The organism is Limnohabitans sp. TEGF005 (assembly GCF_055394835.1).
Genome location: NZ_AP029226.1, coordinates 2,899,650 through 2,920,550, shown reverse-complemented (window position 1 = coordinate 2,920,550; position 20,901 = coordinate 2,899,650). Strand labels below are relative to the sequence as shown.

The following is a 20,901-nucleotide window of genomic DNA, read 5'->3' as shown; positions in this document are numbered from 1 at the left end:
GTCACTGCCCCGCCACAAAACTCCCGCTTTTGCCCCCGTGCTTTTCCAGCAAGGTCACGCCGTTCATGGTCATGCCCCGGTCCACGGCCTTGCACATGTCGTAAATCGTCAGCAGGGCCACCTGCACGGCGGTCAGGGCTTCCATTTCCACGCCGGTTTGGCCGATGGTTTCGGCGGTGGCGGTGCAAACCACCGCGTTGTCTGCGCTCAGCACCTCAAACTCCACCGCCACACGGGTCAAGCCGATGGGGTGGCACAGGGGAATGAGGTCGCTGGTTTTTTTGGCGCCCTGGATGCCGGCGATGCGGGCGATGCCCAACACGTCACCTTTCTTGGCGGTGCCCGATTGGATCAGCGCCAGCGTGGCGGGCATCATGTCGATTCGGCCAGTGGCCACCGCGATGCGGCGCGTGCTGGATTTGCTGCCCACATCCACCATGTGGGCCTGGCCTTGGGCGTCGAAATGGGTCAAGACATCGGTAGAGTGGGTCATGGCTGTGATGGGTTAAAACCATTTACAAAAGGTTGACAAGAATGGCGCATCATACGGCCACCAACCGGTCAATCCACGGACGTCGATCACCTTGAAAAACACCTTCCGCCCTTCCAAACTGATGCTGGTCTTGCTGCTGGGGACCTTGGGCTTGCAACCTGGCTGGACCCAGACCAACGCTTTGCCGTCCTTGGGCAACAGCGAAGGCATTTCACTCAGCGCCGAGCGCAAATTGGGTGACCGCATCGCGCGCGAGCTGTACCGCGACCCGGATTATCTGGAAGACCCGGTTCTGGATGAGTACATTCAGCGGCTGTGGGCACCGTTGGTCAAAGCAGCAGCCGCCCGTGGCGAGCTGTCGCCCGATTTGCAAGCGCGTTTTGCCTGGCGCATTTTGCTGGGCCGTGATCGGTCGGTGAACGCGTTTGCTTTGCCCGGCGGCTATCTGGGTGTGCATTTGGGCTTGGTCGCGGTGGTCGGCTCCAACGACGAACTGGCCTCTGTGCTGGCGCACGAGTTGAGCCACGTCACGCAACGCCACATTGCACGGTCCATGGACGAGCAGTCCAAAATGACGCCGTGGGTGATTGGCTCGATGATTTTGGGGGCCATCGCGATCAGCAAAAATCCCCAAGCGGCGCAAGGCCTGATCGTGGGCGGACAGGCTGCCGCCATCCAGTCGCAGCTGAGCTATTCGCGCGACATGGAGCGCGAGGCCGATCGGGTGGGCTACGGCGTGCTGACCGATGCCGGTTATGACCCGCAGGGTTTTGTGGGCATGTTTGCCAAACTGCAACAGGCCGCAGGCGTGAACGACAGCGGCGCATATCCCTACCTGCGCAGCCACCCCTTGACCACCGAGCGCATCGCCGACATGCAGGCGCGTTTGCAGCTGAGCAATGCGCCTTCACGCACGCCCACCGACCTGACGCAGGCCATGCTGGCCGCTCGGGCCAAAGTGATGTCGCAAAACAGCGTAGAAGCGCTCAAGGCCTGGACACAGGACAGCAAGGCCACTTCAGCACAGGCCACACCCGCTCAAAAAGCCGGGGCGTTGTACGCCGCCACACTGGCGCACCTGCAGCTCAGAGACACGGCCGCCGCCGAACGTCAGTTGCAAGCCCTGTCCGCGTTGACAGCCAGCACACCTGAGGCCAAGCGTCTGGTGACGTTGCTTCAAGCCGAGGTGGCTGCCAAGCAAGAACGTTTTGGCCAGGCCTTGCAAGTGCTGGACACCTTGAACAACAACCAGCCGCTGCAACGCCCGGAATTGATGGCCACAGCCGAGGCTTTGCTGCGGCTGCCAACGCACCCGGCACGCAACAGCATCACGCAACAATTGCGCGAGCAAGTCACACAAGCGCCACACGATGCGCAAGCCTGGAACACCCTGAGCCGCATGTTGGCGCTGCAAGGCCAGACTCTGCCTGCGCTGCGCGCCGAGGGCGAAGCCCAAATGGCCCGCATGGATTGGGCCGGTGCTGTTGACCGTTTTAGGGCCGCACAAGACTGGGCCAAAAACAACCGCTTGCAAGCCGGTGACCACATCGAAGCCTCGATTGTGGACACCCGGCTGCGGCAGGTGCAAACGCTGGTGCGAGAGTCGCAGACCGAGCGCTGACCCGTCAAGCGTTGGTGGTCGCCTTTCGACTGGTCAACCAACCCGCACCCAAGACCGCCACAACAGCCACCACATAAGTGGCCCAGCGCCAAACGGCCTGCGAAGGTGCGTCAAAGAAGCTGTCGAGCAACGGCTCAGTCACCACCATCTTGGCAGCAGTGAAAGCCAGCACGGCGGCACCCAACTGAATGATGATCGGAAACCGCTCCACCAGCTTGAGCACCACAGAGCTGCCGAACACCACAATCGGCACGCTGATCAACAAGCCAATGATCACCAGGTCCCACGCACCGTGTGCGGCACCGGCCACGCCCAACACGTTGTCCACGCCCATCAGCGCATCGGCCACCACGATGGTTTTCATGGCACCCCAAAAGGTACTGACGACAGGGCCGTGGTCATCGTCCTGGCCCGTGTCGGCCAACAATTTATAGGCCACCCACAGCAAGCCCAAACCACCGGCCAGCATGAGGCCGGGAATTTGCAAGAGCCAGACCACGCCAATGGTCATCACGCCGCGCACGGCAATGGCCCCCACGGTGCCCCAAAAAATGGCTTTCTTTTGCAGGTCGGCAGGCAGGCTGCGAGCGGCCAAGGCAATGACGATGGCGTTGTCACCCGCCAATACCAAATCAATCAAAATAATAGCCAGCAATGCCGACCACCAAGGTGCCGATAAAAATTCCATGAAAGACTCCGGTTCAAATGTCATGAACCTGCTTGGGATAAGTCGGAAGTGTGCAGACAGCAGACGTGCCGTGCGCAGCAAGATCAACCCACCTTTGGCAGGCTTGGATCGAAGGTCTTGCTCAGCAGCAAGCGGGGCTTGTGCCTGATAAACCGGAAGCTTGCGCAACGTATTGACGGCTTATCAAAACCGGGTCCATTTGCAGACCTCGGCGACAGGGAGCTACTCCCCTTCAGGGGTAAATTAAACCTTGTTTTGGTTTCACCCTGAAAAGTCTGGGGGCATTGAATGTTCGGTTCAAGCCCATTTGGTGACAGTGAAGGCGCTATGATCGCCGTCCTGCTCAACACACACCATGGCCGGAATCCACATCACCGACATCGAAGCCGCCATCAACCACTGGCGCGTCAAGAACCCCTCACCCGATGGGGTCTCGCTGCCGCGCGAGCTGCGTGCCTTGGCCGAGGTGTACGCACTGATGGTCTATTACAAGCACGAGCTGGCTGATGAATTCACGCTGCCCTTGGCTGCAGCCGAAGCCTGGCAAGACTGGTACGTCACCACACCCGACACCCCTTGCATCGCCATTTGCTCAACCAGCCAGGGCGACGAAACCTGCAAAGGCTGTGGCCGCAGTTTTGAAGAAGTGCAGCTGTGGATTGAACTGACCCCCGGCGAGAAACGCGGCATCTGGCAGCGCATCACAGCCGATGGCACCTCGTGGCGCTTCAACAGATATGCCGAACGGGCCGCCGAAGAACGGCAATGGGCCAAGGCTGCCGCAGAAGCCCAAACCAAGCTGGATTTGTAGGTCGCAACCTCGGCTCCGACCTGCCAAGGCAGAGCACCCTAATGGACCGCGTGGCCAGCACGCGGCCGGTTTTACTTCCAGCGGATCAACTCAATGTGCACGCTGCCTTTGTCGCTGCTGAAGGTGACAGAACCTTCTTGCACCGTGGCTTGCAATTGCATGCTGCGCTCGGCCAGTTTGGCCAGCTCTTGTGAGCCCTCGGTCGGCACACGCCAAACCTGCAGCTTGTCCAGGCGGGTGAGCTTGGTCTCGATGCCCTTCCACCAAACTTCAGCCGCGTGGTTGAAGCAATACAACAGCACTTCATCGGCCTTTTGGCAGGCTTTCATGATGGGCTTATCTTCGGGCTGGCCGACTTCGATCCACACGCGCGTGCGTCCCGTGAAGTCGCGCAAGCTGCAATCTGGGTCATCCGGATCAGACAGGCCCGCGCCAAACGCCAGCTTGCCATCGCCCTTGCACACCGCCTGCAATTTGTAGGCGTTGATGGCCAGCGCCAGCAGGCGAATCATCATGCGCTCGTCGGTCTCGCTGGGGTGGCGGGCCAACGTGAGTTGATGGTCTTCGTAACAGCTGTGATCGATGTCAGCGATCGACAGGTTGGCTTTGTAGATGGTGGATTTGAGGGCCATAGGACGTCCAGAACACGGTGAGAACCTGTTGGATGTCATCCCTGCGAAAGCGGGGGTTCATCTTGGAAGCAGGCATGGACCCCCGTTTTCACGGGGGTGACAAAAACTTAAAACGACGACTTCAGACGCGGCGGGCCAGCTCAGCGGCCTTACCGATGTAGCTGCCCGGCGTCATGGCCAGCAGACGGTCCTTGTCGGCTTGCGGGATCTCCAGGCCCTGAATCAGCCCATGCAAATCGGCGGCGGTGACGGTCTTGCCTCGCGTGACTTCCTTGAGCTTTTCGTAAGCGCCTTGCACGCCATAGCGGCGCATCACGGTCTGGATCGGCTCGGCCAGCACTTCCCAGGCGGCGTCCAAGTCAGCGGCCAGCGCTTCTTCGTTCAACTCCAGCTTGTTCAGGCCGGTCATCAGCGAGGCATAGGCCAGCGCGGTATAGCCCAGGCCCACGCCCATGTTGCGCAGCACGGTCGAATCGGTCAGGTCACGCTGCCAGCGGCTGATGGGCAATTTTTCGCTCAGGTGTTTGAGCACGGCATTGGCCAGGCCCAGATTGCCTTCGGCGTTTTCAAAGTCGATCGGGTTGACTTTGTGCGGCATGGTGCTGGAGCCGATTTCACCGGCCTTCAAGCGCTGCTTGAAATAACCCAGGCTCACATAACCCCAGATGTCGCGCGACAAATCGATCAGGATGGTGTTGGTGCGTGCCACGGCATCGAACAGCTCGGCCATGTAATCGTGCGGCTCGATCTGGATGCTGTAGGGCTGAAAGGTCAGGCCCAAGCCCCATTGGCTGCTTTGGGTTTCGCTCAGCTCGGGGGTTTCGACCACTCGCTTTGCAAAAGCTTCCCAATCAAAGTCAGGCCAAGCCGACAGATGCGCGTTGTAGTTGCCCACAGCGCCATTCATCTTGCCCATGAGCTTGACGGCAGCGATCTTCTCGCGGCAACCGTTCAGACGCATCACCACGTTGGCCATTTCCTTGCCCACGGTGGTGGGGCTGGCGGTCTGGCCGTGGGTGCGGCTGAGCATGGGCACCTCGGCAAAGGTGTGCGCCATCTCGCGCAGCTTGGTGATCAAACCGTCCAGACCGGGCAAGATCACTTGAGCGCGGGCACCCTTGATTTGCAAAGCGTGGCTGGTGTTGTTGATGTCTTCGCTGGTACAGGCAAAGTGCACAAATTCACCGACATGCTCCAGCTCGGGGCGGTCTTTGAATTTGGACTTGATCCAGTACTCCACAGCCTTCACGTCGTGGTTGGTGACCTTTTCAAACTCTTTGATGGCCACAGCATCGGCCTCGGAGAAGTTCTTCACCAATGCCGTCAGGTAACTGCGCGCGCCTGGCGACAAGGGCTTGAACTCTGCAAACCCGGCATCGGACAAGGCGATGAACCAAGCGATCTCGACCTGCACGCGGCGGTGCATATAGCCTTGCTCGCTCATCAGAGGACGCAGGGCATTGAGTTTGCTGGCGTAACGGCCATCCAGCGGCGAGAGAGCGGAAATAGGTGAGAAATTCATCCTTTGATTGTAATTCCCAGCGCCACCATGCCAGGTCCACGGGTATCGGCGGGACTTGTCAGGGTGACCACAACTGAACCCTCTAGAATCGGCAGCCATTCTGTTCAGACTCCCTCCAACATGAAACTCATCGGCTCCGTCACCAGTCCCTATGTCCGCAAGGTGCGCATCGTCATGGCCGAGAAAAAACTCGATTACCAGTTTGTGACGGAAGACGTGTGGTCCAACACCACGCACATCCACGCGTCCAACCCGCTTGGCAAGGTGCCTTGTTTGGTCATGGAGGGGGGCGAGGCGGTTTTCGATTCGCGCGTCATCGTGGAGTATCTGGACACTTTGTCACCCGTGGGCAAGCTGATTCCCACCGGAGGCCGCGAACGCGCCGAGGTCAAAACCTGGGAAGCCTTGGCCGATGGCCTGCTGGATGCCGCTTTGCTGGCCCGCATGGAAGCCGTCTGGCCCGACCGCAAAGACAGCGAACGCAGCCAAGCCTGGATTGACCGCCAACTGGACAAAATCCAGCACGCCTTGCATGCCATGAGCCATGGCCTGGGCGAGAAAGCGTTTTGCTCGGGCATTCACCTGAGTCTTTCTGACATCGCCGTAGGCTGTGCTGTTGGTTATCTCGATTTCAGGTTCCCACAAATCGACTGGCGCACGCCTTACCCGAACCTGCACAAGCTGCACGACAAACTGTCGCAGCGGCAGAGCTTTGTGGACAGCTTGCCGGTCTGAACTACCCGCGCCGGGCCCATAGGCCCACAAGTACAAAGCTCGCACGGGCGCATGGCGGTCAGCTATTCGCCCGTTTTTTGAGCCAGCGCATCACACCGCCCAGTACCGGCAATTTTTCGTACAGCTCTTCCGCCGCGTCCCAATAATCGCGGTGCAAGGTCACCAGCCCTTGTTCGTTGAACACCACATGGCTTGCGCCGCGCACGGTTTGCAAGGTGGTGGTGTCAAAGCGCTTGAAGCGAAATTTGAATTCCCAGGTCAGAAAGGCCTGCACACCCTCCACCAGTTGTCCGGTGATGACGAAATGCGGCTGGTCCAGCGCCACGTACATGTGGCGAAAAATTCGCTCGATCTCGGTCAAGCCTTGTACCTCGTTGAACGGGTCTTTGAACGTGGCTTGCGCGTCATAAAGCGTGTGCAACTGCGACACGCTTTGCGGTGACAACGATTCAAAAAATGTGGCCAGATGGTGTGTGGCTTGTCGGGTGTCCATGAGAGGCTTTCAATGCAGGCTTACAGGCCCGTGAACTTGCGCACCAGCGGAAAGTACAGGCGGTAGGGCAACAAACGCAGCAGCTTGAGCCACAGCGTGAAGCGTTTGGGAAAGTGAATATCGAACTGGCCTTGTGCCCAGCCCTGGAGCATCTCGCGTGCAGCTTGCTCAGGGCTGATGAGCGCGGGCATGGTGAACTGGTTTTGCGCCGTGAGCGGCGTGGCCACAAAACCGGGGTTGACCACGCTCACGCCGATGCCTTGGTCTTGCAGGTCCAAGTAAAGCGTCTCGGCCAGGTGGGTGAGTGCTGCCTTGGTCGGGCCGTAGGCCAAGCCGTTGGGCAAGCCGCGCCAGCCCGCCACGCTGCTGAGCAAGCTGATGTGCCCGCTTTGCCGCGCCAACATGCTGGGCAGCACCGCATGGATGACCTGCAACGCACCTTGGTAGTTGACCTTGTCGTGCTGCAACAAGTTATCAATGTCCATGGCTGTGGCGCGTTGCGCTTGGTAATAACCAGCGGCATAGACCACCAGGTCAAGCGGGCCTTGAGCCAAGATAGCGCGGGCTGTGGCTTGCACTTGTAAAGGCTCACCCACATCGAGCGCATGCCACTGCACACCCGCATCTTGTGCGGCCCAGTCTTGCACGCCTTGCGCGTTGCGGGCCGACACCACCACCTGCGCCCCGGCCGCTCGCAGGGCCTGTGCACAAGCCAAGCCAATGCCGGTAGACGCCCCCACCAACCAGACCCGACGGCCTTGCCAATCGGTGATGGGCGTGTTCAATTGCAGCCAGCTGCGCACGGCGGCGGCAGGTGCGGGCTGCGGGTTGATTTTGGGCATCACCGCGGGGACAGCGGCGGCGATGCCCGCCTTGCCGGTCAGCGTGCCTGCTGTGTTTAACGTGTTGGGACTCATGCGCATCAAACCGATTGGGCCGCCAAAGGCGTGCGGCGCGTGAACGACAAAGTGACTTCGCCCAGCTTCACGCCCCACTTGCTCATGGTGGCTTTGTTCAGCATGACGCGCTCGTCCATCAGGTACATCCAGTCGTCAAAGTCGACATGCCAGACACGGCCATCGACCGGCAGCGCCAGCGTGTAGCCCCAGCGGAACGCGTTGCCGCTGACTTGGCCCCTGGCCTCGCCCACCACATCATCGGCATGGCCGGTGTACGTGCCGTTGGGCCCGGCTTTGAGCCGCCAAATGCGCCGTTGTTTCGTCCCGTCGGCGTACACAAAGGCTTCGTCCAAAACACCTTCGTCTCCTTGCCATGTGCAAGTCATGACCACCGTGAAGCGCTTGACCACCTGGCCACCGCGGTCGGTGAAAACGCCCCAAGCGTCCAGCGTGCCATTGAAGTAAGTGCGCAGGTCCAACTGTGGCTTTTCTTGCGCATAACTTTGCACCTGAGGCCCGGCACAACTGGCCAAAAAAGGTGTGGCCGCTACCGCTGGCAAAACGGCCAGGCGGGTCAAGGCGGCGCGGCGGTGGATCATGGCGTTGTTGTGGCTCATGGAGGGCTCCCGTTGTCGAATGTCAAAGCGGCTTCATGCCGAAGGGTGGGCCGTTTCAGGCCCCAAAATCAAATCCGGGCGACGCATCAAGCCCCCGTACAAAGCCAGCCCGGCCAAGAGCTTGAGCACGCAGGGCAGCAAGCCATAGGCTAAGCCCAGCGCCAGCACGGCATTGGCACCCTGCTGACCCGGTGCATAGCCCCACAAGCCCAAAAGGGGCAAGGACAAGCCTGCTGCCAGTGCCAGATTGAGTTTGGTGGCCAGATTCCACCAGCCCATGAAAGCGCCGTCCGTGCGGCCACGCTCACCGCAGCGATCAATCAACTGGTTGAGCAAGGCGCCGGGCACCGTGAGGTCTGCGCCCAAGGCCATCCCCGACACCGCGCAAACCACCAAAAAGCCTGTGGTGTCGCCTGCGCCCAGCGTGACCACGCTGACAAAGGCCAAGACAGACAAGGCCATGCCAGTGGCCCAAGTGCGCAACAGCCCAATGCGATCAATCACCTTGAGCCACAACGGAAAAGACAAGGCACCAGCGGCAAAGTACAAGCCCAAAAACAGGGGCTCCATGGCCTTGGGGGCCTGCAAGCTGTCTTGCACAAAAAACAGCACCAGGGTGGCAGGCACTGCACTGGCCAAGCCATTGAGCATGAACACCAGCAACAGACGGCGAAAGCCCGCGTGCTTCCAGGGTTGCCACAGGCTCGTGGCTTCGTGGGCACCGTGATCGTGAGCGTGGGCGTGGGCGTGGGCGACACGCCCTGCCGGGGTTGCGGCCAAACTGGCCGCCTGCTGTGCCGTGCGTTGCCAGCTGAGCAAGCCCAGCGCCAGCATGAAAACCAGCAAGGCGGTCGTCAACGTCCAACCCCAAAGGGCAGGCAAAGCCGAGGCCAGCAACACGCCGACCAAAGCAAAGCCTTCGCGCCAGGCGACCCAGCGGCTCTGCGCCACGCCACCGCCACCCTGGCGTGCGGCCCACGCTTGGTGCAAGATGCCCAAGCCGCTGTAGGCCAAGTGGCTGAGGGTGAGCGCTGCGGCCACCCAGACCAGCAAGCCTGTAGGCGACAGCGTCGCTGCAGGTGGAAAAAACAAGGCAGCAAAACCCAGTGCCACGGCCAAGGCCAACAACACCGCCGTCAGCCAAACGGCACGCCATGAATGGCGATACAAGCGGTCACCCCAACGACCCAGCCACGGGTCAACCACGGCATCAATGCTGCGGCTGAGCAGCAGCACCGCCCCCAAAGCCGCCAGCGGTACGCCGTGTTGTTGGGCATACAAATTGGGCAAATGCACATAAACCGGCAAGGCCACAAAGGCCAACGGCAAGCCCAGCAAACCGTAGGCTGCCGCGGCATGGCGCTGCGCAGCACCATGCCCGATTGCGCTTGCTGTGCTCATGGCTGCAGGCCTTGCAGCAGCTGCGCGCGCATCTTGGGCTCTGAAGTGCGTTCATCGAGCCAGATGCCAAAAAACAAGCGCGCAAAGGCGGGGTCTTTCACCGCGCCCACACGCTGGCCATTGACCCAAAATTCTGCCCCTTCGCCCGGCAAGTTCACGCCCGTGATGCGTTCCCCGGCACTCACGTTGGGGAAAAACTCGCGCATGGCCATCAACCAGTTTTGCGCCTGTGCATCGGTGAAGAGGCCCACACGCCGCATTTCATCAATCGAGCGGCTGGCGATGGCCGCGCCTTCGAGGCGGCGCAGGTATTGCAGCTCCAGAGCAAACGGAAACTGCGCGGCTTGGCTGTGCCGAAAACCCAGTGGTGTCCACAAGCGGGCGTCATAGACCTCGAACCCCCAGACGCGCAAACGCACAGGTGCTGTGGGCACGGCACCCCGCAGTGCCGCAACTTCGGGGCGGCTGTACTGGGCATTCGGGTTGCCCAAGGGGGTGGCTTGGGCCTCGGCCATGTTGGCGTTGGCATGGACGTTGGCGGGGGCTTGCGCCTGCGCAACACCTGACACCATCGCCCACACAAAGGCACACCCACAACAACGCAGCCACAGCGCTTGCCTGTGCAGCATCGCTTTAAAGGGTGTGGTTTGCGCGCGCGAGTGCATGTGCATCAGCCCGGTTTGACCAGGGTGAACTGAATCACGTCGATGTTGGCCTCATCAAAAGCGGCTTCGCAATACGCCAGATAAAACGCCCACAAGCGGATAAAACGTTCGTCAAAATTGAGCGTTCGCACCGTATCAAGCTGCGCCATGAAACCCTCGCGCCAGCGGCGCAAAGTCTCGGCGTAATCGGGGCCGAAGTTCAGCTCATCGACCACCTGCAAACCCGCGGCCTGCGCCTGCTTGCGAAACTCGCTCGGGCTGGGCAGGCAACCGCCCGGAAAAATGTACTGCTGGATGAAATCGGTGGAGTGCACATAGCGCTCAAACAGCGCGTCGTCGATGGTGATGCTCTGGATACAGGCCCGGCCACCGGGCTTGAGCAAACGAGACACCGTCTGAAAGTAGGTGGGCCAATACGCTTGCCCGACCGCCTCGATCATCTCGATCGAGCAGACCGCGTCATATGGGCCGTCGCTGATGTCGCGGTAGTCCTGCAAACGCAAGTCAGCTTGGGGCTGAACGCCATGGGCTTGCATGCGGGCTTGGGCAAAGGCCAGCTGCTCGGTCGACAAGGTCACACCGGTGATGTGCGCGCCAAACTCGGTGGTAGCCGACTCGGCCAATGCACCCCAGCCGCAGCCGATCTCCAGCACGCGGTCACCCGGCTGCGCGTTGACCATGCGCAAAGCGCGGCGCACTTTGGCCTTTTGCGCAGCGGCCATGTCTTGCGTGTGGTCACCGTCGAACCAGGCCGACGAGTAGTTCATCGTGCCGTCCAGCCACAGCTCGTAAAACGCATTGCCCAGGTCGTAATGGGCGTGGATGTTTTTACGGCTGTTGGTCCGGTTGTTGCGGTTGAGCAGGTGCTTGATGCGGTAAGCCAAGCGCCCCAGCCAATGGCCATAAATAGCGCCCTCGATTTGCGTGCGGTTGGCGATCAACAAGCGCAGCAACGCGGCCAGATCGGGCGTGTCCCAATCGCCCGCCATATAGCCTTCGGCAAAACCAATGTCGCCCGACTTGAGCACCTCGGCACACAGGTCCCAGCGGTGGATGTGCAAGGCCGCAAACGGGGCTTCGTGGGTGCCAAAGACCTGAAAGTTGCCGTCGGGCGCATGCAGGGTGAGCGTGCCGATTTTCAGGCGGGTCAGCAGGCCCAGCAAACGCGTGGCGGCTTTGGGCAAACTGGCGTGCGAAATCTGCGCAGCGGCGCTCAGGGCGCTAGGGCCGCTCAAGTCTCGTTGTGCAGTGGCGGGGTCAGCGGTCTTCATGGTGGGCATCCGGTGGGGTCCAGTGTTCATCGGGTCACAAAATCACGGGGAAGTTCGGGCTTGCGCCAGAACGGTACTTTTTTCAGCCAGAGCAACAGCGCATGCCAGTGGATGCGTGCCACCACGCCAAAAGTCAGCAGTGGAAAGCGCCACATCACGCGGCGCAAAGCGGCTGCGGTGGCGGGCTCGAGCACACCGCTCCAGCTGGTGTCTATCAAGGGGCCGTCGGCATCGGCGTGGTCCACGCGGGCCACGATGCGGTCTTGCCCAGCGTGGTGCGTGCGCATGAAGCGAAAGCGGTACTCGCCCTGTACGTCGCAAAAGGGCGAGACATGGAAAACCTTGTGGGCCAACAGCGTGTGGCCATATTGCGGATCGGGCAGCAGGTAGCAATGGCGCTCGCCAAAGGTGTTGTTCACCTCGGCCACGATGGCTGCCAAGCTGCCATCGGCGCGGTGCGCGTACCAAAAACTCACGGGCTTGAAGGCATGGCCCAGCACGCGGGGAAAGGCCTGCAGCCAGACCTCGCCTGTGGCATCGTGAATGCCTTCATGCTGCAGCAGCTCATCGAGCCAAGACAATGCACCGCCTTGTTCGACTGAACGGCCATCGCCATGGTCTGCGTCATGGAAAGCGAACCAAGCGCGGCGGTTGATGGCCAAGTCCTGGGCGCCCTGGCCTGCTTGCAAACAGCGCATCGGCAACATCAAAAATGCCGTGGGGTAAACAAAGGCGTGGTGCGCCGGGCGATGGCGCGTGTGGCGCACCTGGCCCCAGCCGATGAGCGCGGTGGCAGGCTTCATGCGGTCAACTGGTCCGGGTCAACTTGGGCTTGCTCGTGGATTTGCTTGAGCAAGGCGCACCCGACTTGCAGGCCCGACTTGAGGCCGTCTTCGTGAAAGCCATAGCCTGTCCAGGCCCCGGCGTACCAGGTGTGTTGCTGGCCTTGCAACAAAGGCAAACGCTTTTGCGCCTCGATGGCGGCCACGTCAAAAACGGGGTGCGCGTAGTCGTATTCGCCCACGATGGTGGCCGGGTCAATCGCTTGCAGCGGGTTGAGCGACACCACCACGGGCTGCGCAAACGGGATGCGCTGCAAGCGGTTGAGCAAGTAATGCAAACACACCCGTGAAGATTCGCGCTCGCTGCTGGCGGCGCGTTCGTAGTTCCATGCGGCCCAGGTCTTGGCGTTGGCGGGCAGCACGCTGGCGTCGGTGTGCAGCACAGCGCGGTTGTCCTGGTAGCGGATCGCACCCAACAAGCTGCGCTCATAGGTGCTGGGCTCGCGCAACAAACCCAGTGCCTGGTCGGTGTGGGTGGCGATGACGACTTGGTCAAAACGTTCGGCATGGCCGTCGGTGACGATGCGCACACCCTGCGCGTCGCGCTCGATCAGGCGCACGGGCGTGTTCAGGCGTTTGTCGTGCACGCCCGCCAAAATTTTCTCGACATAGTGGCGTGCACCGCCCACCACGCTGAACCACTGCGGGCGGTTCGTCACCTGAATCAGGCCGTGGTTGTGGCAAAAGCGGATCATGGTCGCCACCGGAAACTGCAACATCTGGTCGGTCGGGCAACTCCAGATGCAGCCCAGCATGGGCAAGAAATACCAATCGCGAAACGGTTCGCTGAACTTGTGGCTGCGCAAAAATTCAGACAGCGGTTGCTGCAACTGAGCTTCGCGCTGCTCTTGGGCAATGCGGGTGCACAAAGCGTTGAAGCGCATCACATCGGCCAGCATGCGCCAAAAGCGCGGGTTGATCAGGTTGCGCCGCTGGGCGAACACGCTGTTCAAGTCGGTGCCGCTCCACTCCAGATTTTTGCCATTCAATGCGCCCGGCACCTTGACCGAAAACGACATGTCCGACGGCGCCGTCTCAACGTTGAGATCGGCAAACAGTTGGATCAGGTTGGGGTAGGTGCGTTCGTTGAACACCAAAAAACCCGTGTCCACCCCATGCGTAACCATGCCCTGCGGCGTGGGCAACGTGACATCCACCGTGTGGGTGTGGCCGCCAAAATAATCGCCCGCCTCGAACACGGTGATGTCGGCGTGGTCTTTCAGGGTGTAGGCCACGGCCAGGCCTGAAATGCCCGAGCCCACAATGGCCAGTTTCATGCGTCGGCTCATGGCTTGGCTTTCAGGGCTTTGTCGATGGCCGAGAGCAGCGTTTTGCTGTCCGGGCCGGTCATGCTGCTGTACTGGTCAATGACTTTGCCGTCACGGCCGATCAGGTATTTGTGAAAATTCCAACGAGGCTTCTGACCTGTTTGTGCGGTCAATTGTTTGTACAGCGGCGCAGCACCCTCGCCCGTGACTTGGGTTTTGGTGAACATCGGAAACTTCACACCAAAGGTGCTTTCGCAAAAATCGGCAATGTCTTTGTTGCTGCCTTTTTCTTGCGCAAAGTCGTTGGACGGAAAGCCCAACACCACCAAGCCTTGGTCTTTGTATTGGGTGTTCAAAGCCTCCAAGCCTTTGTATTGCGAGGTGAAACCGCAAAAACTGGCGGTGTTGACCACCAACACCACCTTGCCAGCGTATTGGCACAGCGACTGGGGTTTTTCGTCTTGCAACCGCTCAACGGTGTGGCTGAGGATGGCAGGGCAGGCCGCTGTTTTTGTGGCTGTTTGTGTCGCTGTTTGTGGGCTGGCCTGCGCTGCGTCCAGGCCCAAGCCCAGCACAGCGGCCAAAACGGCCATCAGCAGGCTGCCGCCCCATTGTTTTACCCAAGAGTGATTCATTTGCACTTTGAAATCTATTTTGTGACTGGTTAGTTTAAACTTGTTTCTACAGCTTGTCACGCCAGCCCCGTTTTCATTGGAGAAGCGCATGCCCAAACCCTCCGGTTTTAAAGGGAACAAACAGGATTTACCGCAAAAACCCTGCGCGGTGTGTGGCCGCGCCATGAGCTGGCGCAAAAGCTGGGCCAAGAACTGGGACAGCGTGCTGTATTGCAGCGACCGCTGCCGCGCCGCCAAAGGCACGGCCCCAGCCAAGGCCTGAGGCGTCACCAGCTGAAACACGAGCGGCTCAAGCTGCCGCGCCATTCCACAAAAAGACACCGCATGACACGCCACCTGATTTTGGTGCTGGGCGACCAGCTGGGCTGGGACAACCCGGCTTTTGAAAACTTTGACCCAGCGCAAGACCGGCTTTTGATGATCGAGGCCGACAGCGAAGCGGACGAGGTCTGGAACCACCAGGCCCGCATCGCGCTGTTTTTGTCGGGCATGCGCCACTTTGCCAACGAGGCGCACCGCCGCCGCTGGCCCTGTACCTACCTGCGGCTGGACGACGACAACTTGCCCGCCGACTTCGCCGGACGGCTGATCGATGCGCTGCAAAGCCACACACCCAAGGCCCTGGTGGTGATGGAAACCGGGGCTTGGCGCATGGACAGTCTGATCGAAGCAGCGGCCGAACAAGCCCAGGTGCTGCTGCGCTGGGTGGGCGACACCCATTTCATGTGCAGCCGCGCCGAGTTTGCCCGTTGGGCCGGCGACAAAAAAGAGCTGCGCATGGAGTTCTTTTACCGCGAGATGCGCAAACGCCATGGCGTGCTGATGGAGGGCAAAGAGCCGATCGGGGGCCAATGGAATTTTGATGCCGAGAACCGAAAAGGCTTTGGCGCCAAAGGCCCCGGCACGGTGCCACCGCCGGCCCGCTTTGCCCCCGACCGCGTCACGCAAGACGTGATCGCGGTGGTGCGCCAACGCTTTGCAGGGCACCCCGGCACGCTGGACCACTTTGCCTGGCCCGTGACCCGTGAAGATGCCTTGGTGGCGCTGCAACACTTCATCGACCAACGCCTTGAAAATTTTGGGGCCTGGCAAGACGCCATGTGGACCACGCTGCCTTTTGGCTGGCACGCATTGGTGGGCAGCAGCCTGAACCTGCATTTGTTGAACCCACGCGAAGTGATCACCGCCGCCGAACAGGCTTATCACGCACGCGGCCTGCCACTGGCCAGCGTGGAAGGCTTCATTCGCCAGGTGCTGGGCTGGCGCGAGTTCATTCGCGGCGTGTACTGGCTCGACATGCCACACATGGCCGACGCCAACCACTACGGCCACACGCGCGACCTGCCGCATTGGTATTGGACGGGCGACACGCACATGGCCTGCATGCAAGCCACCATCGGCCAAACCCTGCAACACGGCTACGCGCACCACATCCAGCGGCTCATGGTCACCGGGCAATTTGCGGTGCTGGCCGGACTGTCACCGCAGCAGGTCAGCGCCTGGTACCGCGCCATGTATGTGGACGCGGTGGAATGGGTGGAAACACCCAACACGCTGGGCATGGCGCTGCACGCCAACGGCGGGCGTTTCACCAGCAAACCCTATGTGGCCAGCGGCCAGTACATCAGCCGCATGAGCAACTACTGCAAAGGCTGCCGCTACCAGCCCGATGTGCGCACCGGACCCACCGCCTGCCCCATGACCACGCTGTACTGGGATTTTTTGATCCGCCATGAAAAGGACTTTTCAGGCAACCCCCGCACCGCGCTCATGGTCAAGCATGTGGGCAAGATGAACGAAGAGAACAAGTTGCAGATTCGCGCGCAGGCCGAGGCCACGCGAGAGGGACTAGAGGCGGTTTGAAACGGGCTCGTCATTCCCGCTCATCTGTCATTCCAGCTTCTTCATTTGTCAAACCCGTTTCTTCATTTGTCATTCCCGCGAAGGCGGGAATCCATGGTCGTCGCAGGCATGGATCCCCGCGTTCGCGAGGATGACGGTCATGGAGGGCATGGATCCCCGCTTTCGCGGGGATGACGCAAGGGGTTTCGATCGTCTTTGCCAGATGACGAACAGGCCCCAGGCTCAGTGGGTACGCCATTTGCGCAACACCCGCCCGGCCCACAGCCCCAAATCATCGAGGTAAGTGAACACCACCGGGATCACCAGCAAGCTCAGCACGGTGCTGGTGAGCAGGCCGCCAATCACGGCAATCGCCATGGGCGAGCGGAAACTCACATCGGCTGCGCCCCAACCCACGGCAATGGGCAACATGCCCGCGCCCATGGCGATGGTGGTCATCACAATCGGGCGCGCACGCTTGTGGCAAGCGTCCAAGATGGCGTCCCAGCGGCTCATGCCGGGCACGGCGGGGTGGGCGTCGGTGGCGGGGCGACCACGCCGCGCTTCAATCGCGTATTCCACCAGCAAGATGGAGTTTTTGGTGGCGATGCCCATGAGCATGATCAGCCCGATGAGCGAAGGCATGGAAAAACTCTTTTGCGCGATCAGCAAGCCCACGAAGGCCCCGCCGAGCGACAGCGGCAAGGCCGCCAAAATCGTGACGGGCTGCAAAAAGCCTTTGAACAGCAAAACCAGCACGATGTAGATGCACAGCACACCGATCAGCATGGCCAGGCCAAAACTGGCAAACAGCTCGCCCATGACTTCGGCATCGCCCACTTCCACCACCTTCACGCCCGGCGGCAGGCTTTGCAGGGCGGGCAGTTTTTGCACCGCCGCGGTCACATCGCCCAACGGCATGCCCGACAGCTCGATCTCAAAGTTGATGTTGCGCTGGCGGTCGTAGCGGTCGATCACAGCGGGGCCACCGGCCACCTCTACGCTAGCGACCTGGCTGAGCATGACGGGGCCACGGCTGCCCGGCACCATCAAGCGCTCAAGCGTGCTCAGGTCTTGCCGAACCTCGTCGCCCAACTTGACGACGATGGGCAACTGGCGCTCCGACAAATTGAGTTTGGGCAGCGCCGCGTCGTAGTCGCCCAAGGTGGCCACGCGCAAGGTGTCGCTGATGGCCGCAGTGGTCACGCCCAAATCGGCCGCTTTGGCAAAGTCAGGGCGCACCGCGATCTCGGGTCGCACCAAGCTGGCCGTCGAGGCGATGGAGCCCAAGCCTTGGATGGTGCGCAAGTCGCGCTCGACCGCCATGGCGGCGGTTTGCAGGGCCTGCGGGTCATCGCCCGTGAGCACCAGCAGGTACTTCTCACCCGAGCCCCCCAAACCGACCTTGGTGCGCACACCGGGCACTGCCTGCAAAGCGGTGCGGATGTCGTTTTCAATCACTTGCTTGCGCGGGCGCGTGCCGCGCTCGGTCAGCTGGATGGTGAGTGTGGCTTTGCGCACCTCGGCTGCACCGCCACCCGCAAAGGGGTCGGTGCCCGCACTGCCGCCACCGATGGTGGTGTAGATGCTTTTCACGTCTTTGACCGTCATCAAAAGCTGGCGGGCGTGTTCGGCGCTGGCTTGCGTTTGGGCCAAATTCGAGCCGGGGGGCAACTCCACATACACCTGGGTTTGCGAGTTGTCGTCGGGCGGAATAAAGCCCTTGGGCAGCAAAGGCACCAGCATGATGGAGCCGATGAAAAACAAGGTGGCCAGCACCATGGTGACGAAGCGGTGCTTCATGCACCAAGTGGCCCAAACCATGTAGCGCTTGAGCCAAGCCGGCTCGTGCGCCGCAGTGACGATGGGCTTCAAGATGTAGGCCGCCATCATGGGCGTGAGCACCCGCGCCACCACCAGCGAGGCAAACACCGCCAGCGAAGCTGTCCAGCCAAACTGCTTGAAGAACTTGCCCGGAATGCCGCTCATGAAGGCCGTGGGCAAAAACACCGCGATCAAGGTGAAGGTGGTGGCGATCACGGCCAAGCCGATCTCGTCTGCCGCTTCCATGGCCGCTTGATAGGGCGACTTGCCCATGCGCAAATGGCGCACGATGTTTTCCACCTCGACAATCGCATCGTCCACCAACACACCAATCACCAAAGACAGCGCCAGCAAAGTCACCACGTTGATGGAAAACCCCAAATAAGCCATGCCAATGAAGGCCGGAACGACCGACAGCGGCAAAGCCACCGCCGAGACAAAGGTGGCCCGCCAGTCGCGCAAAAACAGCCACACCACCAGCACCGCCAAAATCGCGCCTTCGTACAGCAGCGTCAATGAGCCGTCGTATTCCTCTTGCACCGGGGTCACAAAGTCAAACGCCTCGGTGATCTCGATGTCTGGGTTTTGCAGGCGGTAGTCGGCCAGCGCTTGGCGCACCAAGCGGCCCACGGCCACTTCGCTCTCGCCCTTGCTGCGCACCACCTCAAAGCCCACCACGGGCTTGCCATCCAAGCTGGCCGCCGAGCGCGGATTGGCCAGCGCGTCGCTGATGCTGGCCACCTGGTCCAAGCGCACGCGTGCGCCGCGCGAAGTGGCCAGCTCAATTTGCCCCACCTCTTGCGCCGTCTTCACGGTGGCCAAGGTGCGCACCGGCTGCTCGCCCGCGCCCAAGTCCATGCGGCCACCGGCACCTTCTTGCTGCACCTGTTTGAGTTGGCGCGACACTTCAGCGGCTGTGATGCCCAGCGACTGCAAACGGTTCACATCGAGCGAGACCTGCACCTCACGCGTCACGCCGCCCACGCGGTTGACCGCCCCCACACCGCGCAGCGACAAGAGCTTGCGGGTGATCTCTTTGTCAACCAACCAAGACAGGGCTTCATCGTCCATGCGCTCAGAGCGCACGGTGTAGGCCAGCACCGGGGTGCCCGCCAAATTGATTTTTTGCACCACCGGGTCGCGCAAGTCACCGGGCAAATCGGCCCGCACCCCTTGAATGGCCGAGCGCACATCGTCCACCGCTTCTTGCGTGGGCTTTTCCATGCGGAACTCGGCGGTGATCGACACCACGCCGTCTTGCACTTTGGTGGTGATGTGCTTGAGACCTTGCAGCGGGGCCAGCGCGTTTTCGAGCTTGCGGGCCACATCGGTTTCGAGCTGCGAGGGCGCCGCGCCTGGCAAGCTGGCGGTCACGCTGATGGTGGGCACATCCAGGTCTGGAAAGTTCTGCACTTTCATAGACCCAAAGGCGATAAAACCGGCCAGCGTCAGCAGCACAAACAGCATGACGGCCGGGATCGGGTTGCGGATCGACCAAGAAGAGACGTTGAGCATGGCGTCCCTTTGTTTATTGGGCGGGTTTGGCCGCAGCATCGACCACACGCACGGTGTCACCGTGGTTCAAGAATGCACCGCCACCGGTCACCACACGGGCATCGGCCTTCAGGCCCGCCATCACCTCCACACGGTCTGCACTTTGGCGACCGGTTTGCACCTTGATCTGGCTGACTTTTTGGTCAGCACCCACGCTGTAGACGTAGCTGAAACCATCACGCACCACCACCGCGCTTTGCGGCAAAGTCAGGGCCTGGCTTTGGCCCAGCGTGATCTCGCCTTGGGCAAACATGCCGGCGCGGGCGCTGCCAGTTTGGGCGGGCAAATCGACATAGACCAAGGCGTTGCGGGTTTGCGCATCGACCGAGGGCGCCACCATGCGCACCTTGCCTTGCAGCACCTGGCCACTGGCGGCCTTGAGTTGCACCGGCGCGCCCAGCTGGATGCGGCCCAACTCGGTGGCCGTCACTTCGGCACGCCACTCGATGCGGCCTTGCCGGATCAAGCGAAAGAGTTCAGTGCCCGCGCCCACCACGCTGCCCACGGTGGCTTGCCGCGCCGAGATCACGCCCGCATCGGGCGCTCGCACCTGGGTTTGCGCCAAGCGCACGTTTTGCAACTGCACCACGGCACGGGCGGACTGCACGCGGGCGGCAGCAGACGCCTCGGCGGCCAAAGCTTGGCTCAGTTGTGCGTTGCTGAAAAAGCCTTGCTGCTGCAAGCTGCGGGCGCGCTCGGCCTGAGCCTTGGCTTCTTGTGCACTGGCGGTGGCTTCGGCCAGCGCGGCTTCGGCCTGTGCCAACTCGGCCCGCAAGGCATCGGCCTGCAAGAGCGCCAGCACATCGCCGCGCTGCACCCGGTCGCCCACATTGACACGCACTTCGGTGATGCTCAGCCCATTGGCCTGCGCCCCCACCACGGCTTCTTGCCAAGCGGCCAAAGAGCCGTTGGCCTTGATTTTTTGGGCCATGTTGACCGTTTGCGGGGTGGTCACGGTGACCGTGAGAGAGGGTTTGCTGGCCGTCGGGGCTTTGCCGTCATCGGCAGCACAAACCGCACTGGCCATACCCGCCAAAACCCAAGATCCTGCCCACACCCAAACACCGCTTTTTTTCATGACGCTTCTC

20 protein-coding genes are annotated in these 20,901 nt (G+C 61.2%); 5 read left to right on the top strand and 15 right to left on the bottom strand.

Features of this window, described 5'->3' with window-relative positions; genetic code table 11:
• Position 1 precedes the first annotated feature (1 nt).
• A complete protein-coding gene (gene moaC, locus ACZ5RG_RS14500; protein ID WP_312259756.1) occupies positions 2–493 on the bottom strand; it encodes a cyclic pyranopterin monophosphate synthase MoaC in 492 nt (163 codons plus the stop codon).
• A gap of 121 nt (positions 494–614) precedes the next feature.
• On the opposite strand from moaC, the gene ACZ5RG_RS14495 reads away from it, so the two are divergent.
• Positions 615–2,114: a M48 family metalloprotease gene (locus ACZ5RG_RS14495; protein ID WP_464448217.1), complete on the top strand. Its 1,500-nt coding sequence runs from the start codon at positions 615–617 to the stop codon at positions 2,112–2,114.
• A gap of 4 nt (positions 2,115–2,118) precedes the next feature.
• On the opposite strand, the gene ACZ5RG_RS14490 is transcribed toward ACZ5RG_RS14495, so the two are convergent.
• Entirely contained in the window at positions 2,119–2,802 is a 684-nt protein-coding gene (locus tag ACZ5RG_RS14490) for a TerC family protein (RefSeq protein ID WP_298596374.1), read from the bottom strand.
• A 355-nt stretch (positions 2,803–3,157) separates the two neighbouring features.
• Between ACZ5RG_RS14490 and ACZ5RG_RS14485 the strand changes: the two genes are divergently transcribed.
• Positions 3,158–3,613, top strand: coding sequence for a DUF3717 domain-containing protein (locus ACZ5RG_RS14485; RefSeq protein WP_298596376.1), 456 nt, complete (start codon positions 3,158–3,160; stop codon positions 3,611–3,613).
• A gap of 71 nt (positions 3,614–3,684) precedes the next feature.
• Here ACZ5RG_RS14485 and ACZ5RG_RS14480 read toward each other — a convergent pair whose 3' ends face one another.
• Together ACZ5RG_RS14480 and purB are read right to left on the bottom strand one after the other, a co-directional pair.
• Positions 3,685–4,245, bottom strand: coding sequence for a YaeQ family protein (locus ACZ5RG_RS14480; protein ID WP_019429952.1), 561 nt, complete (start codon positions 4,243–4,245; stop codon positions 3,685–3,687).
• 121 nt (positions 4,246–4,366) lie between these two features.
• Positions 4,367–5,767: an adenylosuccinate lyase gene (purB, locus tag ACZ5RG_RS14475; RefSeq protein WP_019429953.1), complete on the bottom strand. Its 1,401-nt coding sequence runs from the start codon at positions 5,765–5,767 to the stop codon at positions 4,367–4,369.
• Between the two features lie 120 nt (positions 5,768–5,887).
• Here purB and ACZ5RG_RS14470 point away from each other — a divergent pair, with 120 nt between their 5' ends.
• Positions 5,888–6,502 carry a glutathione S-transferase N-terminal domain-containing protein gene (locus ACZ5RG_RS14470; RefSeq protein ID WP_312259753.1) on the top strand — a complete coding sequence of 205 codons (615 nt, stop codon included), beginning with the start codon at positions 5,888–5,890 and terminating at the stop codon, positions 6,500–6,502.
• A gap of 58 nt (positions 6,503–6,560) precedes the next feature.
• Here the strand turns inward: ACZ5RG_RS14470 and ACZ5RG_RS14465 are convergent, their stop codons facing one another.
• The 9 genes from ACZ5RG_RS14465 to ACZ5RG_RS14425 all read right to left on the bottom strand — a co-directional run bounded on the left by ACZ5RG_RS14465 (position 6,561) and on the right by ACZ5RG_RS14425 (position 14,593).
• Positions 6,561–6,995 (bottom strand): nuclear transport factor 2 family protein, encoded by a 435-nt coding sequence (locus ACZ5RG_RS14465; protein ID WP_298599912.1) that lies wholly within the window; start codon positions 6,993–6,995, stop codon positions 6,561–6,563.
• A gap of 20 nt (positions 6,996–7,015) precedes the next feature.
• Complete coding sequence (locus tag ACZ5RG_RS14460; protein ID WP_298599923.1) at positions 7,016–7,786, bottom strand: SDR family NAD(P)-dependent oxidoreductase; 771 nt, start codon at positions 7,784–7,786, stop codon at positions 7,016–7,018.
• Between the two features lie 131 nt (positions 7,787–7,917).
• Positions 7,918–8,511: a DUF3833 domain-containing protein gene (locus ACZ5RG_RS14455; RefSeq protein WP_464447427.1), complete on the bottom strand. Its 594-nt coding sequence runs from the start codon at positions 8,509–8,511 to the stop codon at positions 7,918–7,920.
• A gap of 33 nt (positions 8,512–8,544) precedes the next feature.
• Positions 8,545–9,912 (bottom strand): MFS transporter, encoded by a 1,368-nt coding sequence (locus tag ACZ5RG_RS14450; RefSeq protein ID WP_464447426.1) that lies wholly within the window; start codon positions 9,910–9,912, stop codon positions 8,545–8,547.
• Positions 9,909–10,484, bottom strand: a complete 576-nt coding sequence (locus ACZ5RG_RS14445) for a chalcone isomerase family protein (RefSeq protein WP_464447425.1) — start codon at positions 10,482–10,484, stop codon at positions 9,909–9,911. The genes ACZ5RG_RS14450 and ACZ5RG_RS14445 overlap by 4 nt, the downstream gene beginning before the upstream one ends.
• A gap of 98 nt (positions 10,485–10,582) precedes the next feature.
• A complete protein-coding gene (locus tag ACZ5RG_RS14440; protein WP_298599899.1) occupies positions 10,583–11,857 on the bottom strand; it encodes an SAM-dependent methyltransferase in 1,275 nt (424 codons plus the stop codon).
• Between the two features lie 17 nt (positions 11,858–11,874).
• Positions 11,875–12,651, bottom strand: coding sequence for a DUF1365 domain-containing protein (locus tag ACZ5RG_RS14435; RefSeq protein WP_464447424.1), 777 nt, complete (start codon positions 12,649–12,651; stop codon positions 11,875–11,877).
• Positions 12,648–13,967, bottom strand: coding sequence for an NAD(P)/FAD-dependent oxidoreductase (locus tag ACZ5RG_RS14430; RefSeq protein WP_464448216.1), 1,320 nt, complete (start codon positions 13,965–13,967; stop codon positions 12,648–12,650). Before ACZ5RG_RS14430 ends, ACZ5RG_RS14435 begins: the two co-directional genes overlap by 4 nt.
• 8 nt (positions 13,968–13,975) lie before the next feature.
• A complete protein-coding gene (locus tag ACZ5RG_RS14425) occupies positions 13,976–14,593 on the bottom strand; it encodes a glutathione peroxidase (RefSeq protein ID WP_464447423.1) in 618 nt (205 codons plus the stop codon).
• A gap of 88 nt (positions 14,594–14,681) precedes the next feature.
• Here ACZ5RG_RS14425 and ACZ5RG_RS14420 point away from each other — a divergent pair, with 88 nt between their 5' ends.
• A complete protein-coding gene (locus ACZ5RG_RS14420; RefSeq protein ID WP_298599890.1) occupies positions 14,682–14,855 on the top strand; it encodes a DUF2256 domain-containing protein in 174 nt (57 codons plus the stop codon).
• A 62-nt stretch (positions 14,856–14,917) separates the two neighbouring features.
• On the top strand, positions 14,918–16,456 hold the full coding sequence (locus ACZ5RG_RS14415) for a cryptochrome/photolyase family protein (RefSeq protein ID WP_464447422.1): 1,539 nt from the start codon (positions 14,918–14,920) through the stop codon (positions 16,454–16,456).
• A 222-nt stretch (positions 16,457–16,678) separates the two neighbouring features.
• On the opposite strand, the gene ACZ5RG_RS14410 is transcribed toward ACZ5RG_RS14415, so the two are convergent.
• Positions 16,679–19,774 carry an efflux RND transporter permease subunit gene (locus ACZ5RG_RS14410; RefSeq protein WP_464447421.1) on the bottom strand — a complete coding sequence of 1,032 codons (3,096 nt, stop codon included), beginning with the start codon at positions 19,772–19,774 and terminating at the stop codon, positions 16,679–16,681.
• Positions 19,775–19,787: 13 nt separating this feature from the next.
• Positions 19,788–20,891, bottom strand: coding sequence for an efflux RND transporter periplasmic adaptor subunit (locus tag ACZ5RG_RS14405; RefSeq protein ID WP_464447420.1), 1,104 nt, complete (start codon positions 20,889–20,891; stop codon positions 19,788–19,790).
• Between the last annotated feature and the right edge of the window lie 10 nt (positions 20,892–20,901).

Excerpts from the sequence above, each read along its gene's own strand:
- moaC (WP_312259756.1), bottom strand. The coding sequence starts at position 493 with ATGACCCACTCTACCGATGTCTTGACCCATTTCGACGCCCAAGGCCAG.
- ACZ5RG_RS14495 (WP_464448217.1), top strand. The coding sequence starts at position 615 with ATGCTGGTCTTGCTGCTGGGGACCTTGGGCTTGCAACCTGGCTGGACC.
- ACZ5RG_RS14490 (WP_298596374.1), bottom strand. The coding sequence starts at position 2,802 with ATGGAATTTTTATCGGCACCTTGGTGGTCGGCATTGCTGGCTATTATT.
- ACZ5RG_RS14485 (WP_298596376.1), top strand. The coding sequence starts at position 3,158 with ATGGCCGGAATCCACATCACCGACATCGAAGCCGCCATCAACCACTGG.
- ACZ5RG_RS14480 (WP_019429952.1), bottom strand. The coding sequence starts at position 4,245 with ATGGCCCTCAAATCCACCATCTACAAAGCCAACCTGTCGATCGCTGAC.
- purB (WP_019429953.1), bottom strand. The coding sequence starts at position 5,767 with ATGAATTTCTCACCTATTTCCGCTCTCTCGCCGCTGGATGGCCGTTAC.
- ACZ5RG_RS14470 (WP_312259753.1), top strand. The coding sequence starts at position 5,888 with ATGAAACTCATCGGCTCCGTCACCAGTCCCTATGTCCGCAAGGTGCGC.
- ACZ5RG_RS14465 (WP_298599912.1), bottom strand. The coding sequence starts at position 6,995 with ATGGACACCCGACAAGCCACACACCATCTGGCCACATTTTTTGAATCG.
- ACZ5RG_RS14455 (WP_464447427.1), bottom strand. The coding sequence starts at position 8,511 with ATGAGCCACAACAACGCCATGATCCACCGCCGCGCCGCCTTGACCCGC.
- ACZ5RG_RS14450 (WP_464447426.1), bottom strand. The coding sequence starts at position 9,912 with ATGAGCACAGCAAGCGCAATCGGGCATGGTGCTGCGCAGCGCCATGCC.
- ACZ5RG_RS14445 (WP_464447425.1), bottom strand. The coding sequence starts at position 10,484 with ATGGTGTCAGGTGTTGCGCAGGCGCAAGCCCCCGCCAACGTCCATGCC.
- ACZ5RG_RS14440 (WP_298599899.1), bottom strand. The coding sequence starts at position 11,857 with ATGCCCACCATGAAGACCGCTGACCCCGCCACTGCACAACGAGACTTG.
- ACZ5RG_RS14435 (WP_464447424.1), bottom strand. The coding sequence starts at position 12,651 with ATGAAGCCTGCCACCGCGCTCATCGGCTGGGGCCAGGTGCGCCACACG.
- ACZ5RG_RS14430 (WP_464448216.1), bottom strand. The coding sequence starts at position 13,967 with ATGAAACTGGCCATTGTGGGCTCGGGCATTTCAGGCCTGGCCGTGGCC.
- ACZ5RG_RS14425 (WP_464447423.1), bottom strand. The coding sequence starts at position 14,593 with ATGAATCACTCTTGGGTAAAACAATGGGGCGGCAGCCTGCTGATGGCC.
- ACZ5RG_RS14420 (WP_298599890.1), top strand. The coding sequence starts at position 14,682 with ATGCCCAAACCCTCCGGTTTTAAAGGGAACAAACAGGATTTACCGCAA.
- ACZ5RG_RS14415 (WP_464447422.1), top strand. The coding sequence starts at position 14,918 with ATGACACGCCACCTGATTTTGGTGCTGGGCGACCAGCTGGGCTGGGAC.
- ACZ5RG_RS14410 (WP_464447421.1), bottom strand. The coding sequence starts at position 19,774 with ATGCTCAACGTCTCTTCTTGGTCGATCCGCAACCCGATCCCGGCCGTC.
- ACZ5RG_RS14405 (WP_464447420.1), bottom strand. The coding sequence starts at position 20,891 with ATGAAAAAAAGCGGTGTTTGGGTGTGGGCAGGATCTTGGGTTTTGGCG.